Raw genomic sequence first — 13,767 nt, forward strand, 5'->3', positions numbered from 1 at the left:
CTGGGTATGGAAACATACCCTTTTTTATTGAAAAAGTGAGGTGAATGGATACGGCAACTAAAGGGATAAAGGGCATCACGATTAATATTGGTGGTAATACTTCACCTTTGCAGAAAGCCTTACAAGAGGTTAACACAAAAACAAAAGACCTATCAAGCGAATTAAAGCAAGTTGATAGACTGTTGAAATTAGATCCGAAAAATACGGAACTATTAGCTCAAAAGCAAAAGCTACTTGCAGATAGTGTTCAGGCATCAAAGGATAAACTATCACAGCTAAAGGATGCTCAAAAGCAAGTTGAACAGCAGTTCAAGGACGGTAAAATTGGTGAAGAGCAATTTAGAGCCTTTCAAAGAGAAGTGCAATCTGCTGAACAGAATTTAAAGAGTTTAGAGGCTCAACTAAAAGAAACGAAGAAACCTTTAAAAGATTTGACAGATGGGCTTGATGGTTTTGGAAATAAAGCCACGGATATGGGCAAGAAATTAATGCCTGTTACTGGCGTAATTGCTGGTGTGGCTACAGGGGCAGCTACTCTTGCAATTAATACAGGTAAAGCAGCCGATGATATAAATACATTAGCAAAGCAAACGGGATTGACAACTGAAGCAATTCAGAAATTTCAGTATGCGTCAGATATTATTGATGTCCCATTGGAAACCTTTACTGGATCACTTGCAAAGTTGACTAAAAATATGCAAAGTGCTAAAAATGGCAGCAAGAATGTTGTATCTGCATTTGATGAATTAGGTATAAGCTTTCTTGATTCAAATGGGCAGCTTAGAAATAATCAAGATGTATTCTATGATGTGATTGATGCACTTGGTAAGATGGAGAATCAAACCCAACGTGATGCATTGGCAATGCAGATTTTTGGCAAATCGGCACAGGATTTAAACCCATTAATGTTGGGTGGTGCAGACAGTCTTAAACAAATGGGGGAAGAAGCTGAAAAGGCAGGGCTTATTTTAAGTCAAGATGCTTTAGATGCAGCCAATGCCTTTAATGATGAACTGGATATTTTAAAAGCAACCGCTAAAGGGACATACAGTCAGCTTGGGGTTGAAATCGGTACAATGCTTATGCCATATTTAAAGAAATTATTAGAAACAATAAAAGTATTCATGACTTGGTTAAGAGGTCTTGATGCCGGAACTTTAAAAGTTATTGGTACAATTGCATTATTAGTGGTAGGAATTGCACCGCTATTAATAATAGTCGGTCAAGTGGCACTTGGTATCTCATCACTAATAACGCTTGGAACGACATTGACACCAATAATAGGAATGGCAACCACTGCATTTAAGGCTTTTAATTTAACCCTGTTAGCTAATCCAATAGGAATTTTAATTGCTTCCATTGTGGTATTAATAGCGATATTTGCACATCTTTGGAAAACCAACGAAGATTTTAGAAACTACTTTATAACAACTTGGACAAGTATAAAGGATTTCTTTACAGTTACACTTGATAGTTTAAGTAATATTGCCAAAGCGAAATTTGGCTTTATATTTGATAGCATAATGTCTGTATTTAAAGCATTCAAGGCATTATTTCAGGGTGATTTTAAAGGTTTCCTTACTGGCATTTGGGATATGGCAGTTACATGGGCTAGCGGTTGGAGAAATTTAGGACAGAATATTGTATCTGGAGTTTGGCAAGGTATTCAGGACATGGCAAGTTGGTTTTATGAACAGATTAAAAGTTTCTTTTCCAGTGCCATTTCATCAGCAATTTCTGCTGCGAAATCAGCTTTTACAGGGGGGGGCGGCAGCTCGTCCAGCGGTAGTAGTAGTGTTTCTTATAATAAGAATACTGACTACCAGGCACTTATAAATGAAGCTAAAGCTAATGGTGCTCCAGCATCCGAAATCACAAAACTTGAAAAGCAAAGAGAAGCTAAGATTAAAGGTGAAGGTATTACAAAATATGCTTCCGGTGGTGTTGTTGATTTTACTGGGTTAGCACAATTAGACGGTACAAAATTTAAATCAGAAACAATATTTAATTCTGGTGATAGTAAGAAATTGTATGATCTAATTCATAATATGCCTAGCTTAACATCATATTTTGCCAATTTGATGAAAAGCAGCATTGGAGCTATGAGACTAAATCTTAACGGAGGGAGTTCACAAAACAAAGTTACTATTCAGATGGGTGATATTATTGTACAGGGTAACGCAGACGAAATAACCTTGAATAAAATTAGACAAATTGCACAAAGTCAAGTTGATGCCTTAGATGGTGAAATTGCAACAGCGTTCAGGAATCTTGCTAGTGTTATGAGGTGATATTATGGGTGAGACAAAAAGAGCTATTGAGGAATATTTAACAGCGGTACTTAAAGAAATTAGTAATAAAAACGGAGATGACTCTAGCTGTTTAGCAAGCGCAATAATTCAGCAATTCCCAAATATGATGATGCAGAAATTATATAAGAGGTAATAGGGTAAGGGGTGAAATTATGAGCGAAGCCAAAAAGGCTATAGAGATATACTTAGCGTTATTACAAAGAAAATTGGACACTATTCCTGAAAATGATAGTGATAGTTTTCTTCGTCAAATGAAAAATATAGTGGCAACAACAGGTAATATTCGGAGGTAAGTACTTATTATAAGATAATTAATTTTAAAAGACCTAGATAAGGCAAGGGATAGAACCTATGCCTTTTTTGTGTTAAAAATTTTTTAAGAGACTAAAAAATTATGAACAATAAGAATATAGAAGTTTGGCAAGATATGAAGGGATATGATGGATATCAAATATCGAATTTGGGAAGAGCAAGAAAAATTTACAACGGTAAAATTCTTAAACCGGTTTTCAGAAAAGACTTTAACGGAATGTGTTATAGAATGGAAATTGGTAAAGGTCTATATTCCACAAGATTAATAAGCGTTCTTATGGACATTAATTTTAATGGAAAAGAAGACAGATTGCAAAGAAAAGCCAAAGCAAAATATGTTGACTTCTTAGATAATGACGAATGGTTTGATATTCCTGATTATGAAGGATTATATAAAATAAATAGAAATGGCGATGTAATAAACCGAAAAGGAAGATTAATTTCAAAACATAAACATAAGAAATACATAAGAATCAATCTATATAAAGACGGTAAAGAAAAATCCTGGCGATTACACCGCCTAGTCGCTATTACATTTATTCCAAATCCCAATAATTATCTGGAAGTAAATCATAAAGATGAAGATCCTTCAAATAATACGGTTAATAATCTGGAATGGTGTACTGGAGCATATAATCTATGGTACAGTTCTAAAGCCGAACGAGAGAAAAGATTACGTGAAAGGCTATCTGCTTAAATGGCAGGTAGCTTTATTTTTTTATTAAAATATTTTTTAATGAAAGGAATTTATATATATAGATGGAAAATGAAAATTTAACAAGTGTTATAACTTTCAATGATAAAAAGAAACAAAATGTACCTATCTGGGAAAAATTCGCTTTAACTGTTGAAGAAACAGCCATATATTCAAATATAGGTGAAAATACTTTAAGAGAATTAATTAAAGATTTAACTAATACGGGTAATTGTAATTTTCTATTATGCATAGGAAACAAAAAGCTAATCAAACGAAAGCAATTTGAAGACTATATTAACAAAATTGGTGTAATCTAAAATGTGTTGATAAAGAAGTTCTGATGTGATATTTTAAGAATGTATCATATTAGAACTTCTGTTTTAACAGGAGGATAAATATGGAGACTACCAAAAGAAAAGATAATAAGGGTAGAATTTTAAGAAAAGGAGAGAGTCAAAGAAAAGATTTAACCTACATGTATAGATGGACAGACCATAATGGTAAACGTCAATGTATATATGCAAATGATCTAAATGATTTAAGAGAACATGAAAAATTAATATCTCAAGAGTTAGCTGTTGGAGTATCAAGGAATACAGCTACATTAAGCGAACAAATAGAATTGTATTTGGCTACGAAAAACAACTTAGCGTCATCCACATATGAAAACTATAAATATTATTATAATCACGTCATTAAAAACAATAAGATAGGCAATATGAAAATTGTTGATATTAAGAAATCTAATATCTTAATGTTTTATAAAGACTGTGCAAAACTTGGTTATCAAAATGGCACTATTAAAATCTTACAAAAGATTATTAGGCCAGCATTAGAACTAGCGTGTGATGATAATGTTATCTATAAAAATCCTTGTAGTGGTTGTATGAAAGAATATGAAGATGATATGGAAAAAAAGTATTCTTTAACCATTGAACAAGAGAAAGAGTTTTTAGACAGATTAAATAGTAGACCACGCATGAAAAGATATAGACCAATGTATGAAATAGTTTTAAAAACAGGATTGCGTATAAGCGAAGTTGCAGGATTAACATGGAATGATATTAATTTTGAAGATAAAACATTAAATATAAATCATCAAGTACAGTATAGGTTTAAATCTGAAAAAGGACATGTAGAATATTACGCAACAAAAACCAAAACAAAAGCTGGTAAACGTATAATACCTATGTCCATCGAAGTTTATAATTTATTCCAAGAACAAAGGAAAATTTGGTTGGCTACAAAGAAAGACGTTGAATTCAATGTAGACGGTTATAAGAATTTTGTATTTTTATCTCACGTTACGGGTAAGTGTATAAATCATAATAATATCAGAAGGATGTTAAGAACAATAGTTGATATGAATAGTGAACGTGATATACAATTACCAAATATAAGTCCCCACATCCTTAGACATACCGCATGTACTAGACTAGCCGAGCAAGGTTGTGAGATTAGAGTTCTTCAATATTTAATGGGGCATGCAGATATTAGAGCCACTATGAAAATCTACAATCACGTTGATATTGAAAGGGCTAGAAAAGAGATTGAGAGAGTACAAATTCCTACACCAATTACACCAAATTTACACCAATTGCCTGTAACTTTATAAAAACTTATAAGAAGATAATTGGAAATGGGTTGTAAACAACATTGAAATTTAAATGAAAAAAATACTAGTTGACAAAAAAATTGTATCGTGCTACCATAAAGCCAACTTAATAATTCTTCAGGGCGGGGTGCAATTCCCCACCGGTGGTATAGCCCACGAGCCGCAAGGCATGATTCGGTGAGATTCCGAGGCCGACAGTATAGTCTGGATGAAAGAAGAGATTTTTGATGCAGTTTGACTGCTATGGAAGGTATTCGCTCTGAAATAGAAATATTTCAGAGTTTTTTATTTTTCCGAAACAATCAAAGAACAAGGATGCATGGTAACATGTATAAACGCCCTGAGTTATTTTACTCAGGGTTTTTTATTGTACAGGAGGACCATTATGGAGGAACAATATATGAAACGTGCCCTGGAGTTGGCAGAACAGGGTATGGGGAAAACGGCGCCGAACCCCATGGTGGGCGCGGTGATCCTGAAGGATGGGCGGATCATCGGGGAAGGTTTTCATAAAGCTTATGGAGAGAGTCATGCGGAAGTAAACGCCGTGAAGAATGCATCGGAATCGGTAGAAGGAGCCACCTTGTATGTAAATCTGGAACCGTGCTCCCACTACGGGAAAACGCCGCCCTGTGCCGAGCTAATCATTCAAAAAAGAATAAAGCGTGTTGTAATAGGAACCCTCGATCCCAACCCCCTTGTAGAAGGCAAAGGGATTGCCATGCTGGTAAAGGCCGGAGTGAGCGTTACCGTTGGAGTCATGGAGGCAGAATGCAAAAAGCTGAATGAGGTTTTCTTTTATTATATCAAAACCGAAAAACCCTATGTCGTCTTGAAAACCGCCATGAGTCTGGATGGCAAAATAGCGGCTGTAACCGGCAAGTCCAAATGGATCACCGGAGAAGAAGCAAGGGAAGATGTCCATAGGCTCAGAAACAGATATGCGGGAATTATGACAGGAGTCTCTACCGTAATCAAGGATGATCCGCAGCTTACCTGCAGGTTAACCGGAGGGAAAAATCCCAAACGGATCATTCTGGACAGCCGGCTTCGGATTCCGCTTCACAGTAAGGTTCTTCAGGACCAGGTGAACAATCAGACCATCCTCGCGACCACGGAGCAGGCAGATCCGGAAGCCAGAAGGCGGCTGGAAGACGCAGGTGTGAAAGTATTGGTTCTGCATGAAAAAGACCAGAGGGTAGACCTTCAGGACCTTATGGTCAGGCTGGGAGCTATGGGGATAGACAGTATCCTTCTGGAGGGCGGTGCCGAGCTGAATGCAGCTGCAGTGGAGCAGGGAATCCTGCAGAAATATATCGCCTACACCGCACCCATGATTCTCGGAGGAGGAAGCAGCAGGACACCGGTAGGAGGTATGGGGGTACAAAGTCCGGATCAGGCTCAATCCTTGACGTTTGAAAGTGTGGAGCAAATCGGGAAGGACATGAAAATGACTGCCTATTTTAAAGACAGAAGGGAGGATAGCGCATGTTTACAGGAATTATAGAGGAAGTGGGCAAGGTGGAGCGTATGATACGGAGCAAAACAGGAGCACGTATCAGAGTTACAGCCTCAGCGGTATTAGAAGATACCAGACTGGGAGACAGCATCTCAACCTGCGGTGTGTGTCTTACCGTTTCGGAGCTGGGGAAAAACTTCTTCGAGGCGGATGTTATGAATGAGACCTTAAGCAGAAGCAGACTTGGAGATCTGCAGCCGGGAAGTCCGGTAAATCTGGAAAGAGCATTACAGCTCAATGCACGATTGGGAGGCCATCTGGTAACGGGACATATCGACGGTACCGGCACGATTGAGTCCATCACGCAGGATGGAAATGCCTTATGGTTCACCATCTCCGCGCCGAAGGATATTCTCCGTTATCTCATTGAAAAAGGCTCCGTATCCATAGATGGGATCAGCCTTACGGTAGTCTCCGCAGATGAAAGAGCATTTCGTGTTTCTATCATTCCGCACACTGCGGCCCAAACTACTTTACAAAATATGGGACCGGGAGACAAGGTAAATCTGGAATGCGACATGATGGGAAAATATGCGGAAAAACTTCTTTATGGAAGCGATGAACATAGAGCGAAAAAAAGCAGACTTACAGAAAGTTTTTTAACAGAAAACGGATTTTTTTAGGAGGAGAAAAAATGGAATTTAGTAGAATTCAGGATGCCATCGAAGATATCAGGAATGGCAGGATGGTAATTGTAGTGGATGATCCCGGAAGGGAAAACGAGGGAGATCTGATCATGGCAGCAGAAAAGGTCAGCCCGGAAGCGGTTAATTTTATGGTGAAGAAGGCGGGTGGGCTGGTATGCATGCCGGTTGACGGAGCCTATCTGGATCGGCTTTCCATTCATCCGATGGTGGAGCGCAATACGGACCATCATGAAACAGCCTTTACCGTATCGGTAGACCATATCGACACGGATACAGGAATATCCGCCTTTGAAAGGGCCCATAGCATCAAAATGCTCATTGATGAAGAAGCCAAGCCCGAAGATTTTCGAAGACCGGGACATATTTTCCCGCTTCGTGCCAGAGAAGGCGGTGTATTGAAGAGAACCGGGCATACGGAGGCTGCAGTTGATCTGGCCAGACTTGCAGGCTTAAAACCGGCAGGTGTTATCTGTGAAATTCTCAAAGATGACGGTACTATGGCACGGACACCGGAGCTGATGGAATTTGCAGAGGAACAGGGAATCAAGATCATTACCATCTCTGACCTTGTAGATTTTCGCAGCAAGGAGGAAAGTCTGGTTGAGCAGGTGGTGGAAACGAAGCTTCCAACCAAGTATGGTGAATTTAAAATGTTCGGCTATCAGAATAAACTGAATGGAGAGCACCATGTGGCATTGGTCATGGGAGATGTGGAAGATGGCGCTCCGATCCTGACACGAGTGCATTCGGAATGCCTTACCGGTGATGCTCTGGGCTCATTGCGATGTGACTGTGGGCAGCAATATGAAGCGGCTTTAAGACAAATTGCTTCCGAAGGAAGGGGAATCTTGCTCTACATGCGCCAGGAAGGACGTGGGATAGGATTGATCAATAAGCTGAAGGCCTATGCTCTTCAGGATAACGGAATGGATACGGTAGAAGCCAATCTGGCTTTGGGCTTTTCCGAGGACTTAAGGGATTATGGGATCGGAGCTCAGATTCTGAAAGATCTGGGGGCAGGCAAGCTCAGGCTGATGACCAACAATCCGAGAAAAATTAAGGGACTGGAAGGGTATGGACTGGAAATCACCGAACGGGTTCCCATTCAGATGGAATGTAATGAGAACAATGAATTTTATTTGAAAACGAAAAAAGAAAAGCTGAACCATATGCTGAATTACGGAGCCTAGTCCTCTGTAATCCTAAAAAATTGTTAGATGCTTGCCTGTTTCCCAAATTTAGAGAGCAGGCGCTTTATAAAAGAAGAAAATTAAGATTTTAAAGAGGAAAGGAAAAGTCAGACAGAAAGATCTGATCAGGGAATAAGTGATGAATATCATACAGGGAAAACTGATAGCGGGAGATATGAAAATCGGCATTGCTGCAGCGAGGTTTAATGAATTTATCGTATCAAAGCTCGTAAGCGGAGCAGAAGACGGACTTCTACGACATGGAATCAAGGAGGATCAGATTGATCTTATCTGGGTTCCCGGTGCCTTCGAATTGCCTTTGGCAGCAAAAAAGATGGCGGAATCAGGGAATTATGATGCCGTGATCTGCCTGGGTGCCGTAATTCGTGGTGCAACCTCTCATTATGATCATGTATGCGCAGAGGTATCGAAAGGGATTGCCAGCGTGTCTCTGACCAGCGAAGTACCGGTGATCTTCGGAGTGGTCACTACGGACAACATCGAACAGGCCATTGAAAGGGCCGGAACAAAATCCGGAAACAAGGGCTTTGATGCAGCCGTATCCGCTATTGAAATGGTAAATTTGCTTAAAAATTTGAAATAACAAAAGGCCCCTCAAAGCTTCTTAGTGAAACTTTGAGGGGCTTCTTTGATTCTGTCATTTCCACTTTTTTTTATATAATATCTCTGCCTGCTTCCTTCAGCATATTAACATAAACTAGCAGTTCCTCTCTGGAAGCTACGTTTAATTTCATATAGATGCGCTTATTATGGGTTTTGATGGTATTGATACTCAAGCATAAGATTTTTGTGATCTCCGTTGCGGTATAACCTTGGACATAAAGATCAAATACAGCACGCTCCGCAGGAGAAAGAAGCCGCGTATTTTTTACAAATTCATCAAAAATAACAGAAGGAAGCTTTTCTGTCACAGGAGGAGTTTCCTTTAAGAGCGTCTGAGTCTGGATGCTGGTGGATAGAAATTCGATCAGGTCATCGATCTCCGGATTATTGGTCCGGGAGCGATAATCGCTTGACTTGATAATTTCAATTCCCCGGGAAAGGGGCAGAAGAAATTTTTTACTTAGAATGTAAGACAGAAAAATGCCGGTGAACAACAGGATGCAGAACAAAATCAGCAGCTTTTTATTCAACTGTATCACCGAAGCGGAGATGTCTTCGTCGGGCATGGCAAGCAAAACTACCCAGGACTCCTCTTTAAAAGCGGAATCCTGAGGATACAGACCAATTTTTTTGTGGAGACCGCTGAAAAGGGGGCCGTTATCCATACGATAAGAAGGAAAAGGTTCATTCTCTTTGATAAAAAGACTCTGTCCGTTTTCCTTTATGTTCCGTAAAGAATAACTTCCCGAAGCAAGAGATTCTGAAACGCTGAGCTTACTTCCGGTCTGCGGAGCCAGAAGACAAAGAAGGCGTTGATAATTGTTATTTTCCGGAATGTGGGACATCTTAAAGAGCATAGAGCTGATTTCCAAACCACATACGCCGTAAACGCCTCCTCTGGAATCGACCAATGGTGCAGAACATAACATGACTTCCTCAGAGGTTCCGGGTAATGTAGTGCCGGGATTCCAGTAATAGAGCCGGGATACCGGCAGATCATTTTCTCTGGCTGCCTGGATGGGATTCTGAAAATAGGAAGCGTTGTCCACGTCAAACTCCATTCGCCATTGTGGATGCAAGGTTACGGCGTGCTGCCTGCCAATTTCGGACGGTCCTCGAAGAATAAAGAGATAGGAGGAACCGGAATGGAGAATATTGGGTTCCATATCTTTGATATATAAGCCGGATTTGGAAAACTCCGCATGGTCGCCCTCAGGGTTCACAGTGGCATCCAAAATCAGAAAAACTCCGCTGCTCTGGGCTCGCTGCATTGTAAACAGGCTGAGATCATATTCTGAAGCGATGACTTCTTCCAGGAGCTCCGGATGATTTTTCAGATCTTCCGGGTGCAGACCTCTTTGTGCCAGATTTCTTTCCAGCTGGAAGGATAGTTCGTTTGCATATTCAACAGTATGTGCAGACATCTGGTCAAATTGATGATCAATCTCTTGATGAAGATGAGTAAGCTCCTGTGAAATATCCTTTTCCGTTTCACGGATGCCCATTGTAAAGGTACCATTAATCGTGAGTATGACAAGTACCCCTAAAATGGTGGACACCACAAGTAGGGTGAGGAGCAGAAAAAGCTGTATCCGCATGGGAATGCCCAGTTTATTTAGATGAAAACGCAAATTTCGGAATGGAACAGAAAGGGATTTGATTTTATTCATTCAATTCAATTACCTTTTCCATGTTAAAATCTGTTTTTACCTGTTCAAAGGCTGCATCAGGGGCCATTTCAGTCAGCAATGACCGATAAGCGGCTCTGGAATCCGTTGCCTTTTGTCGGATTTCATTGTTAAAATTGTCTTGCAGAACGTCAATTCCAGCGAAAAGAGGCGGGATATAAAAATCATATTCCTTCTGCATTTCGATGGAGGTTTTTAAAAGGGTCCGTATATTTTGATTGTCTATTTGCTCGATTTCTTTTGACATCATATCACCGAAGGCTTCGTCCGTAACAGGAAGATACCCTGTGGATGATACAAACCGGAGATTGTTTTCCGGGCTGGTAAACCACTTCAGAAAAATGCCGGCGGCGTACCTTTTGGTTTCCGTGGTGTTTGCTACCATCATGCCGCTGCCTCGCTGCATGGCTATTTTTTTGCCTCCTTCAAAGGTCGGATAGGGTAGGATCATCAGCTCCGCAGTTTCCGTCGTATTATCGGGGTAAGTAATAACGGGATCGAAGAATAGAACGCCTGCAGTTGAGCCTGTCGAACAGAGGATTTCTCCTGTTTTGGCCAGATCAGAGGCGTATCCGTCAAAAATGGCAAAGTGTCCTTTTACAGCTGAATCATAGTAGAAATGCCAGAACCTTTGGAAAGCCCCCGAAGAGATTTCCGGCATCCCGTCCTTTATGAAGTCTTCATCCAGCTGCCTGCAGCCTACCTGTGCAAGGTTAAAGAGAGAATCGGCATGATAGAAGGCTTTCCCATCCCCTGAAACATCCGGTGTTTTGGCGTCGGTCCAATCGTAATAAAGGACAGCTGCCTTTGCAATTCCTTCGAAGGTTTTCAGATCCTCATAGGTTACGCCTGTTTCTGCTGCAAATCTGTCAAATGCAGTTCGATTCAAAAAAAGGACTTCCGTGGATTTTGCCGTAGGAAAAACATACAAATGATCGGATTCCAATCTTCCTTCCTCTATAAAGCGTGGGACATAGGCAGAAAGCTCTTTTTCGGTAAAGAGATCATCTAAATTAGCCAGAAGGCCTTTCTCGGCAAGAATGAGAGCGGTTTTGGGATTTGCTGTTGTGATATCGGGCATTTCCGGTGCACCAGGATCTCCGTTGGCAATCATCATCAGTTTTTCGTGTAAGGCGGCCGAACTGGAGATGGAAGTGACACTGAGAATAATACCTTTCTCTGCTCCAACGGTTTCATTGAATTCATCCACCATATTGTCCATCGTTTCCTTCATCTGCCCGCCGTAATTGTGCCATAGGCTTAAGGTTACCGGTTCTTTTGGTTTCAGGCCATGATCATCATTGCAGCTTGTGAAAAGGAAAAAAACCAGTGCGAATACCATTATGTACAGAAATTTTTTCATTGTAAGGCCTCCGTTTCAAAATCACCCTAAAAATCACCCTGTTTTTTCTTCCAAAATCACCCTTGGGGTGATTACAAATCATACCAGTTTATTAATATAATAGGGAAGGTCTTATCGGTACTACATTACCAGAATAATCCAACGTAGTCAACGAAATTAAAATTCGATAATACCTTCCCCAATTAAAAAAGTAAGGAGGAAAATAAGATGCAAAGTGAAGTCAAAGATGGTATTCCTGTAGAGATTTTTGATACCGATGATATTCAGCAAAATAAGACCATGGCCGGGTTGGCGTATCTGCTGTTTTTTCTGCCTCTGGTAGTTTGCAAGGATTCGAAATTCGGAAGGTTTCATGCCAACCAGGGTTTGCTGCTGCTCATTCTGAGTGTTGGAGGGTATATGGTCCTCTCCATTTTTACCACCATCCTGGCGACCATTACCTGGAGACTTTTTGGTGTTGTTTCGCTGCTGTACGGACTTTTCAGCCTGGCAATCCTGGCCTTGCTGATTTTCGGACTGGTAAACGGTCTCAATGGCAAGGTTAGAGAACTGCCGGTTATCGGCAGGTTTCGAATCATTCAATAAGTAATTCAATGAGCGATCATAAGGAGGATCCAATGAAAAAAATTCTAAGCTGTATCTTTGTGGCGATTTTTGTTCTGGTCATGGTTACAGGGTGTGGTGGAGGCGGAGAGAAGGCTCAGCCGGAGAACGGCGTTTCACAGCAAGAATCCGATAATCAGCAGGCAGAAGAGAGCTCTAAGAATGTAGACACGGACTCTTTGGGCGATAAGCTTGCCAGCACTTATATCGCCATGATGAAGGATGAAAAATACCTCATGAAGTATAAAGCATCCCTGGATATGGAAGGCCAGCAGGTGGAAATGGAAGCCACCGTTGCCGTAAAGGGTGACGATACTGCAATCATCAGCAAAGGCGCTGGTATGGAAAGCACCATGATTTTTAAGGACGATACCATGTACATGGTGGATCATGGGGCAAAGTCTGTTTTGGTTATGGCCCAGACCGATAAAGTCGAAGATGAAACCATCAATACCGAGGGGATAACCTATGTGGGCAGCGGGAAGGAAGGCGGCTTAACCTATGAGGAGTATTCCACGGAAGACGGTACTCTGAAATATTATTTTGACGGGAAAAAGCTTGTTAAAATCACTGCGGATATTGCAGGGCTGACTACCACCATGGAAATTCTTGAGATGAGCAATCAGGTTCCTGACAGCCTGTTTGAAATACCTGCAGGATACGAAAAAATTGCTATGTAATCATATTGATAAAGGAGGATTTTACTATGGGCAGCGATATCTTTGGAGGGCTGGTGAAAGGACTTGGTGCTTTTATGCCTAAGGATGATCCCGATGTTCGACTCTTTCAGGTACATACGGAAGTGAGCGAATTGGAAAACCGCCGGAAGGAACTTTATGCGGAAATCGGAAAAAAAGAATTTGATAAAATTAAAGAACTGCCGGAATACAATGATCTGGTCATGGAACTGAACCTTAATGATAAAAAAATCCAGAATGCGAAAAGCAAACTCAATCAGGCTCAAAATGAAAAGGCGGAAAAGGAAAAATCGGAAAAGGAAAAGTTTGAAAGCTGCATTTGCCCGAACTGTTATACCGTAAACCCGGAGGGTGTTAAATTCTGTCAGGATTGCGGTACAAAACTAACACCCCCGGCAGAACAGAAGTGCCCTTCCTGTGGTGAGCCCTTTCAATCAGGTGCGCATTTCTGCGGTGCCTGCGGAGGCCGTCTGTAATAGGAAGCGAGAAAGGAACTGGT

At 40.8% G+C, this 13,767-nt stretch carries 15 protein-coding genes and 1 riboswitch; of the genes, 13 read left to right on the forward strand and 2 right to left on the reverse strand.

The features are described 5' to 3' along the window. Positions 1 to 44 precede the first annotated feature (44 nt). The 10 genes from KCX82_RS14380 to ribH all read left to right on the forward strand — a co-directional run bounded on the left by KCX82_RS14380 (position 45) and on the right by ribH (position 8,896). Positions 45 to 2,291 carry a phage tail tape measure protein gene (locus KCX82_RS14380; RefSeq protein WP_227019185.1) on the forward strand — a complete coding sequence of 749 codons (2,247 nt, stop codon included), beginning with the start codon at positions 45 to 47 and terminating at the stop codon, positions 2,289 to 2,291. Between the two features lie 4 nt (positions 2,292 to 2,295). Continuing rightward, positions 2,296 to 2,445, forward strand: coding sequence for a hypothetical protein (locus KCX82_RS14385; RefSeq protein WP_227019186.1), 150 nt, complete (start codon positions 2,296 to 2,298; stop codon positions 2,443 to 2,445). A 19-nt stretch (positions 2,446 to 2,464) separates the two neighbouring features. Then, the gene (locus tag KCX82_RS14390) at positions 2,465 to 2,605 is read left to right on the forward strand and encodes a hypothetical protein (RefSeq protein ID WP_227019187.1); all 141 of its coding nucleotides are present in this window, start codon (positions 2,465 to 2,467) and stop codon (positions 2,603 to 2,605) included. A gap of 101 nt (positions 2,606 to 2,706) precedes the next feature. Next, positions 2,707 to 3,321: an NUMOD4 domain-containing protein gene (locus KCX82_RS14395; protein ID WP_227019188.1), complete on the forward strand. Its 615-nt coding sequence runs from the start codon at positions 2,707 to 2,709 to the stop codon at positions 3,319 to 3,321. A gap of 62 nt (positions 3,322 to 3,383) precedes the next feature. Further along, positions 3,384 to 3,638, forward strand: a complete 255-nt coding sequence (locus KCX82_RS14400; protein WP_227019189.1) for an excisionase — start codon at positions 3,384 to 3,386, stop codon at positions 3,636 to 3,638. An 80-nt stretch (positions 3,639 to 3,718) separates the two neighbouring features. After that, on the forward strand, positions 3,719 to 4,936 hold the full coding sequence (locus tag KCX82_RS14405; RefSeq protein WP_227019190.1) for a site-specific integrase: 1,218 nt from the start codon (positions 3,719 to 3,721) through the stop codon (positions 4,934 to 4,936). 109 nt (positions 4,937 to 5,045) lie between these two features. After that, positions 5,046 to 5,160: riboswitch (FMN riboswitch) on the forward strand. Positions 5,161 to 5,321: 161 nt separating this feature from the next. Continuing rightward, positions 5,322 to 6,443, forward strand: coding sequence for a bifunctional diaminohydroxyphosphoribosylaminopyrimidine deaminase/5-amino-6-(5-phosphoribosylamino)uracil reductase RibD (gene ribD, locus KCX82_RS14410; RefSeq protein WP_227019191.1), 1,122 nt, complete (start codon positions 5,322 to 5,324; stop codon positions 6,441 to 6,443). Beyond that, positions 6,425 to 7,078, forward strand: coding sequence for a riboflavin synthase (locus KCX82_RS14415; protein WP_227019192.1), 654 nt, complete (start codon positions 6,425 to 6,427; stop codon positions 7,076 to 7,078). The genes ribD and KCX82_RS14415 overlap by 19 nt, the downstream gene beginning before the upstream one ends. 11 nt (positions 7,079 to 7,089) lie before the next feature. Beyond that, the gene (locus tag KCX82_RS14420) at positions 7,090 to 8,292 is read left to right on the forward strand and encodes a bifunctional 3,4-dihydroxy-2-butanone-4-phosphate synthase/GTP cyclohydrolase II (protein ID WP_227019193.1); all 1,203 of its coding nucleotides are present in this window, start codon (positions 7,090 to 7,092) and stop codon (positions 8,290 to 8,292) included. Positions 8,293 to 8,431: 139 nt separating this feature from the next. Then, complete coding sequence (ribH, locus tag KCX82_RS14425) at positions 8,432 to 8,896, forward strand: 6,7-dimethyl-8-ribityllumazine synthase (protein ID WP_227019194.1); 465 nt, start codon at positions 8,432 to 8,434, stop codon at positions 8,894 to 8,896. 70 nt (positions 8,897 to 8,966) lie between these two features. Here the strand turns inward: ribH and KCX82_RS14430 are convergent, their stop codons facing one another. Both KCX82_RS14430 and KCX82_RS14435 read right to left on the reverse strand, forming a co-directional pair. After that, entirely contained in the window at positions 8,967 to 10,586 is a 1,620-nt protein-coding gene (locus tag KCX82_RS14430; RefSeq protein ID WP_227019195.1) for a LuxR C-terminal-related transcriptional regulator, read from the reverse strand. Then, the gene (locus tag KCX82_RS14435; protein ID WP_227019196.1) at positions 10,579 to 11,967 is read right to left on the reverse strand and encodes an extracellular solute-binding protein; all 1,389 of its coding nucleotides are present in this window, start codon (positions 11,965 to 11,967) and stop codon (positions 10,579 to 10,581) included. Before KCX82_RS14435 ends, KCX82_RS14430 begins: the two co-directional genes overlap by 8 nt. A 207-nt stretch (positions 11,968 to 12,174) precedes the next feature. On the opposite strand from KCX82_RS14435, the gene KCX82_RS14440 reads away from it, so the two are divergent. The 3 genes from KCX82_RS14440 to KCX82_RS14450 are packed head-to-tail and all read left to right on the forward strand — an operon-like array spanning position 12,175 to position 13,744. Then, complete coding sequence (locus KCX82_RS14440; RefSeq protein ID WP_227019197.1) at positions 12,175 to 12,552, forward strand: magnetosome magnetite crystal formation protein family; 378 nt, start codon at positions 12,175 to 12,177, stop codon at positions 12,550 to 12,552. A 32-nt stretch (positions 12,553 to 12,584) separates the two neighbouring features. After that, positions 12,585 to 13,250 (forward strand): DUF4412 domain-containing protein, encoded by a 666-nt coding sequence (locus KCX82_RS14445; RefSeq protein ID WP_227019198.1) that lies wholly within the window; start codon positions 12,585 to 12,587, stop codon positions 13,248 to 13,250. A 26-nt stretch (positions 13,251 to 13,276) separates the two neighbouring features. Continuing rightward, on the forward strand, positions 13,277 to 13,744 hold the full coding sequence (locus KCX82_RS14450; RefSeq protein ID WP_227019199.1) for a zinc ribbon domain-containing protein: 468 nt from the start codon (positions 13,277 to 13,279) through the stop codon (positions 13,742 to 13,744). Positions 13,745 to 13,767: the final 23 nt, after the last annotated feature.

Origin of the sequence: Sinanaerobacter chloroacetimidivorans, assembly GCF_018128545.1 — a bacterium.
Lineage (GTDB): Bacteria > Bacillota > Clostridia > Peptostreptococcales > Anaerovoracaceae > Sinanaerobacter > Sinanaerobacter chloroacetimidivorans.

Excerpts from the sequence above, each read along its gene's own strand:
- KCX82_RS14380 (WP_227019185.1), top strand. The coding sequence starts at position 45 with ATGGATACGGCAACTAAAGGGATAAAGGGCATCACGATTAATATTGGT.
- KCX82_RS14385 (WP_227019186.1), top strand. The coding sequence starts at position 2,296 with ATGGGTGAGACAAAAAGAGCTATTGAGGAATATTTAACAGCGGTACTT.
- KCX82_RS14390 (WP_227019187.1), top strand. The coding sequence starts at position 2,465 with ATGAGCGAAGCCAAAAAGGCTATAGAGATATACTTAGCGTTATTACAA.
- KCX82_RS14395 (WP_227019188.1), top strand. The coding sequence starts at position 2,707 with ATGAACAATAAGAATATAGAAGTTTGGCAAGATATGAAGGGATATGAT.
- KCX82_RS14400 (WP_227019189.1), top strand. The coding sequence starts at position 3,384 with ATGGAAAATGAAAATTTAACAAGTGTTATAACTTTCAATGATAAAAAG.
- KCX82_RS14405 (WP_227019190.1), top strand. The coding sequence starts at position 3,719 with ATGGAGACTACCAAAAGAAAAGATAATAAGGGTAGAATTTTAAGAAAA.
- ribD (WP_227019191.1), top strand. The coding sequence starts at position 5,322 with ATGGAGGAACAATATATGAAACGTGCCCTGGAGTTGGCAGAACAGGGT.
- KCX82_RS14415 (WP_227019192.1), top strand. The coding sequence starts at position 6,425 with ATGTTTACAGGAATTATAGAGGAAGTGGGCAAGGTGGAGCGTATGATA.
- KCX82_RS14420 (WP_227019193.1), top strand. The coding sequence starts at position 7,090 with ATGGAATTTAGTAGAATTCAGGATGCCATCGAAGATATCAGGAATGGC.
- ribH (WP_227019194.1), top strand. The coding sequence starts at position 8,432 with ATGAATATCATACAGGGAAAACTGATAGCGGGAGATATGAAAATCGGC.
- KCX82_RS14430 (WP_227019195.1), bottom strand. The coding sequence starts at position 10,586 with ATGAATAAAATCAAATCCCTTTCTGTTCCATTCCGAAATTTGCGTTTT.
- KCX82_RS14435 (WP_227019196.1), bottom strand. The coding sequence starts at position 11,967 with ATGAAAAAATTTCTGTACATAATGGTATTCGCACTGGTTTTTTTCCTT.
- KCX82_RS14440 (WP_227019197.1), top strand. The coding sequence starts at position 12,175 with ATGCAAAGTGAAGTCAAAGATGGTATTCCTGTAGAGATTTTTGATACC.
- KCX82_RS14445 (WP_227019198.1), top strand. The coding sequence starts at position 12,585 with ATGAAAAAAATTCTAAGCTGTATCTTTGTGGCGATTTTTGTTCTGGTC.
- KCX82_RS14450 (WP_227019199.1), top strand. The coding sequence starts at position 13,277 with ATGGGCAGCGATATCTTTGGAGGGCTGGTGAAAGGACTTGGTGCTTTT.